This window comes from Burkholderia sp. Se-20378 (assembly GCF_017104665.1).
Lineage (GTDB): Bacteria > Pseudomonadota > Gammaproteobacteria > Burkholderiales > Burkholderiaceae > Burkholderia > Burkholderia lata.
In genome coordinates, this window is record NZ_JAAGPG010000394.1 from 1 (window position 1) to 8,107 (window position 8,107).

An 8,107-nucleotide genomic window follows, 5' to 3' on the forward strand; every position below is an offset into this window, starting at 1 on the left:
TTGCCGGTCGCCCAGGCCCAGTTCACGTCCACGCGCCGCGTGCCGTGCGCACCCGACGCGAGCGGCGCTTGCCGTGCGTCGACCGCGTGGCCATCCGTTGCGGCCGATGCGCCGCACCGCCGCGAGCCGGCGCCCGTTTCGAAGCCGCTCACCGCATCAGCGCCCCGGCGCATCATTGCGCGTCGCGGATCATGTTGCGGGCGATCACCAGTTGCTGGATCTGGGTCGTGCCTTCGTAGATGCGGAACAGGCGCACGTCGCGATAGAAGCGCTCGATGCCGTATTCGGCCATGTACCCCGCGCCGCCGAAAATCTGCACCGCACGATCGGCCACGCGCCCGCACATCTCGGACGCGAACAGCTTCGCGCACGACGCCTCGGTGCTCACCGGCAGCTTCGCGTCGCGGCGGCGCGCGGCGTCCACCACCATGCAGCGCGCGGCATAGATTTCGGCCTTGCTGTCGGCGAGCATCGCCTGCACGAGCTGAAAATCGGCGATGGGCTTGCCGAACTGCTTGCGCTCCATCGCATACGACAACGCCATCGACAGCATGCGCTCGGCCACGGCCACGCAGACCGCGGCGATGTGGATGCGCCCCTTGTCGAGCACCTTCATCGCCGTCTTGAAACCCTGGCCCTCTTTCCCGCCGATCAGGTTGGCGGCCGGCACGCGCACGTTGTCGAAGATCACGTCGCAGGTATGTGCGCCCTTCTGCCCCATTTTCTTGTCGCGCTTGCCGAAGCTGATGCCCGGCGTCTTCGCGTCGACGATGAACGCCGAGATGCCGCCCGAGCCCTTGTCCTCCGGATTGGTGCGCGCCATCAGCGTGAAGATGCCGGCATGCGGCGCGTTCGTGATGAAGCGCTTGGTGCCGTTGACCACGTAGTCGTCGCCGTCCCGGATGGCCGTGGTGCGCAGCGACGCCGCGTCGGAGCCGGCCTCCGGCTCGGTCAGCGCGAACGACGCGATCAGCTCGCCGGTCGCGAGACGCGGCAGGTAGCGTTCCTGCTGCTCGGGCGTGCCGTCGAACAGGATGCCCTGCGAACCGATGCCCACGGTCGTGCCCAGCAGCGAGCGAAACACCGGCGACGCCTGGCACAGCTCGAACACCGCGAGCACCTCCTCCTCCATCGTCAGCTCCAGCCCGCCGAAGCGTTCGGGAATGGTGAGGCCGAACAGGCCCATCGCCTTCATGTCGGCGACGATGTCCTCGGGAATTTCATCGGTTTCGGCTACCTGCTCCTCGTTGGGCACCAGACGCTCGCGCACGAAGCGGGCAATGGAGTCGAGCAGGCCGTTGAGCGTTTCTTGATCGCGAATCATGTCGGTACGCCTGAAAAAGGTGGAGAAAACGTCGAAATGCTGCGCCGAGCGCCGGCCCGAAACAATCACGCCGCCGAAAACGTTCCGTAGATTGAAATCGCGCTGGCTAGGCGGGGACTGGAGCCGGCGACCCGGACGGCCGGGCGTCTGCCAAGGTACGGAACAAACTTCCCGGATGCGTTGACCGGTGATCGGCACGGTTCCATCGTAGGGACTCGAATCAACTGCCACGTCATTCGCCATGCCGCTCCAGCCCGATCACCTGCTGTCCCGCCGCTTTCCGCCCATCGAGCATGCGTACTCGCTGCGCGATACCCAGCTCTATGCGCTCGGCCTCGGGCTCGGCGCCGACCCGCTCGACGCCGGGCAATTGCGCTATGTCTACGAAGGCAAGGAAAGCGAGTCGCTGCGCGCGCTGCCGACGATGGCGAACGTGCTCGCGTACCCGGGGTTCTGGGCGCGCGAACCGGACACGGGCATCACCTGGCAAAAGCTCCTGCATGCCGAACAGGAAATCCGGATTCACGCGCCGCTGCCGCCGAGCGGCCGCATCACGGGTACGACGCGCATCACCGGCCTGTGGGACAAGGGGGAAAACAAGGGCGCCTTCCTGCAGCAGACGCGCGACATCACCGATGCCGACACCGGCCGCCTGCTTGCGACCGTGGTGCAACTGAGCCTGTTGCGCGGCGACGGCGGCTTCGGCGACGGCGGCAGCACCGACCCGCTGCCGACCCCGCATGCGATGCCCGACGGCGCACCCGACCACGTGTGCGAACTGACCACGCCCGCGCAACTGGCGCTGATCTATCGCCTGAGCGGCGACCTGAATCCGTTGCACGCCGATCCGGCAGTGGCGTCCGCAGCCGGCTTTCCGCGGCCGATCCTGCACGGCATGGCGCTGATGGGCGTGGCCGCGCATGCGGTGCTGCGCACGGTGCTCGACTACGACAACACGCGCTTCGCGGGCATGCGCGTGCGCTTCACCGCGCCGGCATGGCCCGGCGACACGCTGCGCACCGAGATGTGGGTGCGCGACAAGACGGTTTCGCTGCGCGTCACGGCTGTGGAGCGCAACGTGGTGGTATTGACCAACGCGCGGGTCGACCTGCGCTGAATCGCAATTCTTCAGGAGACACACATGGATCTGGGTTTGACCGGCAAAGTCGCCATCGTCACCGGCTCGGCACGCGGCCTGGGCGCCGCCACGGCGCGCCGGCTCGCGCAGGAAGGCGCGAGCGTCGTCATCACCGACATCAACGCCGAGCTCGCGCAGGCCACCGCGAAGGCGCTGCGGGACGAAGGGCTGGCCGCGCACTGCATCGTGGGCGACATCACCAGCGAAGCCGACGTGCAGCGCCTCGTCGATGAAACCGTCGCGCATTTCGGCGGCGTGCACATCCTGGTGAACAACGCCGGCGCGCCGCGCGACAAGTACCTGGTGAAGATGAGCGCCGACGACTGGGATTTCGTGATGAACGTGATGCTCAAGGGCGCGTTCCTGGCCGCGCGGGCCGTCATGCCGCATTTCATCGAGCAAGGCTGGGGCCGGTTGATCAACATCAGCTCGCGCGCGCACCTGGGCAACCCGACGCAGGCCAACTACTCGGCCGCGAAGGCCGGCCTGATCGGCATGGCCAAGGCGCTGTCGATGGAAGAAGGCCGCTACGGCATCACCGCGAACTGCGTGGCGCCCGGCTTCATGGAAACGGAAATGGTGCAGGCGCTGCCGACCTACGAAACGATCAAGGAGCGCGCGGTGGCGGCCCAGCCGATCAAGCGCGTCGGCCGCCCGGACGACATCGCCGACGCGGTGGCGTTCCTGGCCAGCGAGCGCGCCGGCTTCATCAGCGGCGAAGTGCTGCACGTCACGGGCGGACGCTACGGCTGATCGCACGACGGCAGACCACGAACAATGGCGGCCAGCGCGTGACAGACGCGCGCTGGCGGCGGAACATTCATGACATTCAAGAGGCAACCCAGATGAAACGAGCAGCCATCGTCTCCCCGCTGCGCACCCCCGTCGGTGCGTTCGGCGGCGCGTTGAAGGGCATTCCCGTCGAGGAACTCGGCGCCACCGTCGCGCGTGCCGTCGTGGAGCGCACCGGGCTGGACCCTGCGCGCATCGACGACGTCGTGTTCGCGCAAAGCTACGCAAGCGGCGAGACGCCGTGCACCGGGCGCTGGGTCGCGCTGCAAGCGGGCTTCCCGATCGAAGTGGCCGGCATGCAGCTCGACCGCCGCTGCGGCGGCGGCGTGCAGGCGCTGGCCACCGCGGCGATGATGGTGCAGACCGGCGCGGCCGACGTGGTGATGGCCGGCGGCGTCGAAAGCATGAGCAACGTCGAGTTCTATACGACCGACATGCGCTGGGGCAAGCGCGCGGGCTCGGTCACGATGCACGACCGGCTCGACCGCGGCCGCGAACGCTCGCAGCCGGAAAGCCGCTTCGGCCGCATCAGCGGCATGATCGAAACGGCCGAGACGCTGGCACGCGAATACGACATCACGCGCGAAGCGTCCGACCGCTTCGCCGCCCGCAGCCACCAGCGTGCCGCCGCCGCGCAGCAGGCCGGCTATTTCGACGCGGAGATCGCCCCCGTCGCCGTGCCGCAGCGCAAGGGCGATGCGCTGATCGTCAAACAGGACGAAGGCGTGCGCGGCGAAACCACGCTGGAAAGCCTCGCGAAGCTGCGCACGATCATGAAGGACGGCGTCGTCACGGCCGGCAACGCGTGCCAGCAGAACGACGCCGCGGCCGCGTGCCTGATCGTCGCCGAGGACAAGCTCGACGAACTGGGCCTCACGCCGATCGGCTGGCTGGTCGGCTGGGCGGCCGCCGGCTGCGACCCGGCGCGCATGGGCATCGGCCCCGTGCCGGCCGTGCAGAAGGTGCTGGCGCGCACCGGCCTCACGTTCGACCAGATGGACCTGATCGAGCTGAACGAAGCGTTCGCGTGCCAGGCGCTGGCCTGCGTCAAGGGCTGGGGCAGCTCGATGGCGGCGCTGGAAGACAGGCTCAACGTGAACGGCTCGGGCATTTCGCTGGGCCACCCGGTGGGCGCGACGGGCGGGCGCATCATGACCACGCTGCTGCATGAAATGCAGCGCCGCCAGGCCCGCTACGGCCTGGAAACGATGTGCATCGGCGGCGGCCAGGGCATCGCGATGATCGTCGAACGCGCATAAGGCAGGAGACCAACCATGAGCCACCCTGAATCCGGCCAGACCTGGCAACCGGGCCAGCGCGAGCTGCAGAATGCCGGCATCGTGAAGCTGATGCGCGCGCTGGACGTGCCGTCGTATGACGAACTGATGCGCGTATCGATCGCCGAACCCGAACGCTACTGGGACACCGTGATGCGCGAATGCGCGATCGCGTGGGACGTGCCGCCGACCGGCTACGTCGACCTGTCGCGCGGCGCGCAGTTTCCGAGCTGGTTCCCCGGCGGCAAGCTCAACTGGGTCAACACGATCTACGCGTGGGCGCGGCATCCCGCCACGGCGCAGCAAAAGGCCGTGGTGGCCGAACGCGAGGACGGCAGCGTCAGCACGCTGACCTTCGCGGAACTGGAGCAGCGCGTGCAGGATTTCGCCGCGGGGCTCGCGCGTCACGGCGTCAAGCAGGGCGACCGCATCGGCCTGCTGATGGAAAACGGCGTCGAGGCCACCGTCTCGCTGCTGGCGATCGTGCATCTCGGCGCGCTGGTCGTGCCGCTGTTCAGCGGCTTCGGCGTCGACGCGATCGTGGCCCGCCTCTCCGCCGCCGAAGCGCGGATGGTGATTGCTTCCACCGGCTTCTCGCGCCGCACCAAGCGCGTGGACGTGCAAGGCGCGCTGCGCGACGCATGGCGCCAGTTGCCGCTGCTCGAACACGTGATCTGGAAGCGCGGCGAAGGCGACACCGCACAGGACGCACGCGACCTCGACTGGCAAGAGACCGCGGCCGCCGCACCGGGGCAACGCAGCGCCGCCGTGTCGGTCACGCCCGACACGCCGTTCATGGTGATCTACACGTCAGGCACCACGGGCAAGCCCAAGGGCGTCGTGCATACGCACGGCAGCTTCCCGATCAAGATCGCGCACGACTCGCTGATCCACTTCGACGTGCAACCCGGCGACGTCTATTGCTGGCCGGCGGACATGGGCTGGATCGCCGGCACGCTGGTGCTCGGCTGCGCGCTGCTGCGCGGCGCGACGCTGGTGTGCTACGACGGCGCGCCCGACTACCCCGACTGGTCGCGCATGTCGCGCGTGGTCGAACGTCACCGCGTCACGCACTTCGGCTCGGCGCCGACGCTGATCCGCGGGATGGCGAGCCACGAGGCACTGGCGCTCGCGGGCGACCGCTCCACCGTGCGGCTGCTGATCACCGCCGGCGAAGGCATCGCACCCGAGCATTTCAACTGGTTCCTGCAACGCTTCGGCGACGGCACGGCGCCCGTCATCAACTACACGGGCGGCACCGAGGCATCGGGTGCGCTGCTCGCGAGCGTGCCGATCCGGCCGATTCCGCCGAGCGGCTTCAACACCGTGTCGCCCGGCGTGGCCGCCGACGTCGTCAATGCCGATGGCCAGAGCGTGACCGGCGAAGTCGGCGAGCTGGCGATCCGCGCGCCGTTCGTCGGCATGACGCATTCGTTCTGGCGCGACGACGAGCGCTACCTGGAAACCTACTGGCAGACCATTCCGGGCATCTGGGTGCATGGCGATCTCGCGCTGCGCACGCCTGACGGCAACTACTTCATGATGGGTCGCTCCGACGACACGCTGAAGGTCGCCGGCAAGCGGCTCGGGCCGGCCGAGGTCGAGGAAGTCGTGCTGGAGCTGCACGACGTGGCCGAAGCGGCCGCGATCGGCGTGGCGGATGCCGACAAAGGCCAGAAACTGGTGGTCTTCATCGTGCCCAAGCCCGGCATGGCGGGCGCGGCCGCCGAGCTGGAAGCGCTCGTGTCCGGTCACGTCGACAAGCGGCTGGGCCGCCCGTTCCGGCCCGGCCGCGTGCACGTGGTCGCGCAACTGCCGAAGACGCGCAGCTCCAAGATCATGCGGCGCGTGATCCGCAGCGTGTACTGCGGGCAGCCGCCGGGCGACCTGTCGTCGCTGGACAATCCCGCCGCGCTCGACGAAGTGCGCGCGGCCTCGACCGTCTCCTGACCCACGCGACGTCCGGCCCCGGGCCGCCCCGCACCGGATCGAGCCATGCGATGCGTGCACTCGCATGAAGCGCAACCGGCATGGCCGCCTGACCGATCCCCGATCGGCCGGGCGGCCGACTTAACCGCAAACGAAACATGAAAGTACTCGAAGGCATCAAGGTCCTCGATTTCGGCCGCTTCATCGCCGGGCCGTTCTGCTCGGCGCTGCTCGCCGACTACGGCGCCGACGTCATCCGCATCGACCGCGTCGGCGGCGGCGAGGATCGCTTCATCGTGCCCGTCACCGAACACGGCGAAGGCGCGCTGTTCCTGCAGGTCAACCGCAACAAGCGCTCGATGACGCTCGATCTCGACAGCCCGGAGGGGCGCGAGATCGTGCGCAAGCTCGTCGCCGATGCCGACGTGGTGATCGCCAATATGCCGCCGCGCACGCTCAAGAGCCTCGGCCTCGATTACGCCAGCCTGTGCGCGATCAAGCCCGACGTGATCCTGGTCGCGTCCAATGCGTTCGGCAACAGCGAGGCGGTGCGCGACCGCGTGGGCTTCGACGGGGTGGGCCAGGCGCTGAGCGGCGCCGTGCACATCGCGGGCACGCCCGACCGGCCGCAGAAGGCGATGGTGCCGGTGGTCGACTTCGCGACCGCGTTTTCCTGCGCGCTCGGCGTCATGCTGGCGCTCTACGAACGCCAGCGCAGCGGCATGGGCCAGGAAGTCAGCGCATCGCTGCTGTGCACGGGCCTGAACATGGCCAGCGGCGCGCTGATCGAGGAAGCGCTGCTCGGCCTCGATCGTCACGCGACGCTGAACCGCGCGTCCGGCTATGCGCCGTCCGACATCTTCAAGGCCGCCGACGGCTGGTTCATCACGCAGGTCATCGGCCGCCCGATGTTCAAGCGCTGGACCCAGCTCGTGGGCCGGCCGGAACTGCTCGACGATCCGCGCTTCGCCGACGATACGCTGCGCGGCGAGCACGGCGAATTCCTGAGCGACATCATGAGCGCATGGTGCGCGGACAAGACGCTGGCCGACGCGCTGGCCGATCTCGAGAAGGCGCGCATCCCGGCCAGCCCGGTCAACTCGCCGCGTCAGGCGCTGGAGGACGAAACCGTCAAGGCCGCCGACGTGATCCGCTGGATGGACTACCCCGGCGCGCCGAAGCAGGTGCCGATCTTCGCGACGCCGGTGACGCTGTCGCGCACGCCGCCGGAGATTCATACGCGGCCGCCGCTGACCGGCGAGCACACGGATGAAATCCTGGCGGGGATTGGGCTTGATGCGGGGATGGTTGCTGATTTGAGGGCGCGGAAGATCGTTTGATCTTGACGGTGTGCGGCGCCCCTGGCGTCGGTGTCGACGTTGCGTGCGCGCTGGGCGTTACGCGCCGGCTCGCTGCCGGACTGGCTGTGATGAGGAGCCGTCCGGCGTGCGTGCCTTCGCCGGTTCTCTTGCTGCTTTTGTCCCCTGCTTCTTCGCTCTGCTTACCGTCGTCGCAAGTTCTCGTCGCAAGTTCTCGTCGCAAGTTCTCGTCGCAAGTTCTCGTCGCAAGTTCTCGTCGCAAGTTCTCGTCGCAAGTTCTCGTCGCAAGTTCTCGTCGCAAGTTCTCGTCGCAAGTTCTCGTCGCAAG

6 protein-coding genes and 1 pseudogene are annotated in these 8,107 nt (G+C 68.3%); 6 read left to right on the plus strand and 1 reads right to left on the minus strand.

Annotation, left to right across the window (positions count from 1 at the left end):
• Window positions 1-172: 172 nt before the first annotated feature.
• Window positions 173-1,324, minus strand: coding sequence for an acyl-CoA dehydrogenase family protein (locus tag G3N93_RS29135; RefSeq protein ID WP_174933295.1), 1,152 nt, complete (start codon window positions 1,322-1,324; stop codon window positions 173-175).
• A 241-nt stretch (window positions 1,325-1,565) separates the two neighbouring features.
• Between G3N93_RS29135 and G3N93_RS29140 the strand changes: the two genes are divergently transcribed.
• The 6 genes and pseudogenes from G3N93_RS29140 to G3N93_RS29165 form a co-directional block, all read left to right on the plus strand.
• On the plus strand, window positions 1,566-2,441 hold the full coding sequence (locus G3N93_RS29140; RefSeq protein WP_174938638.1) for a MaoC family dehydratase: 876 nt from the start codon (window positions 1,566-1,568) through the stop codon (window positions 2,439-2,441).
• Between the two features lie 24 nt (window positions 2,442-2,465).
• Window positions 2,466-3,215: an SDR family NAD(P)-dependent oxidoreductase gene (locus G3N93_RS29145; protein ID WP_174933298.1), complete on the plus strand. Its 750-nt coding sequence runs from the start codon at window positions 2,466-2,468 to the stop codon at window positions 3,213-3,215.
• A 92-nt stretch (window positions 3,216-3,307) separates the two neighbouring features.
• Complete coding sequence (locus G3N93_RS29150; RefSeq protein ID WP_206134513.1) at window positions 3,308-4,513, plus strand: acetyl-CoA C-acetyltransferase; 1,206 nt, start codon at window positions 3,308-3,310, stop codon at window positions 4,511-4,513.
• Between the two features lie 15 nt (window positions 4,514-4,528).
• Window positions 4,529-6,481 carry an AMP-binding protein gene (locus tag G3N93_RS29155; protein ID WP_174933302.1) on the plus strand — a complete coding sequence of 651 codons (1,953 nt, stop codon included), beginning with the start codon at window positions 4,529-4,531 and terminating at the stop codon, window positions 6,479-6,481.
• A gap of 137 nt (window positions 6,482-6,618) precedes the next feature.
• The gene (locus G3N93_RS29160; RefSeq protein ID WP_206134514.1) at window positions 6,619-7,800 is read left to right on the plus strand and encodes a CaiB/BaiF CoA-transferase family protein; all 1,182 of its coding nucleotides are present in this window, start codon (window positions 6,619-6,621) and stop codon (window positions 7,798-7,800) included.
• Between the two features lie 106 nt (window positions 7,801-7,906).
• A pseudogene (locus G3N93_RS29165) lies at window positions 7,907-8,107 on the plus strand (hypothetical protein); the annotation flags it as partial.

Bases quoted from the DNA above. Each gene is read 5' to 3' on its own strand.
- G3N93_RS29135 (WP_174933295.1), bottom strand. From the start codon at position 1,324: ATGATTCGCGATCAAGAAACGCTCAACGGCCTGCTCGACTCCATTGCC.
- G3N93_RS29140 (WP_174938638.1), top strand. From the start codon at position 1,566: ATGCCGCTCCAGCCCGATCACCTGCTGTCCCGCCGCTTTCCGCCCATC.
- G3N93_RS29145 (WP_174933298.1), top strand. From the start codon at position 2,466: ATGGATCTGGGTTTGACCGGCAAAGTCGCCATCGTCACCGGCTCGGCA.
- G3N93_RS29150 (WP_206134513.1), top strand. From the start codon at position 3,308: ATGAAACGAGCAGCCATCGTCTCCCCGCTGCGCACCCCCGTCGGTGCG.
- G3N93_RS29155 (WP_174933302.1), top strand. From the start codon at position 4,529: ATGAGCCACCCTGAATCCGGCCAGACCTGGCAACCGGGCCAGCGCGAG.
- G3N93_RS29160 (WP_206134514.1), top strand. From the start codon at position 6,619: ATGAAAGTACTCGAAGGCATCAAGGTCCTCGATTTCGGCCGCTTCATC.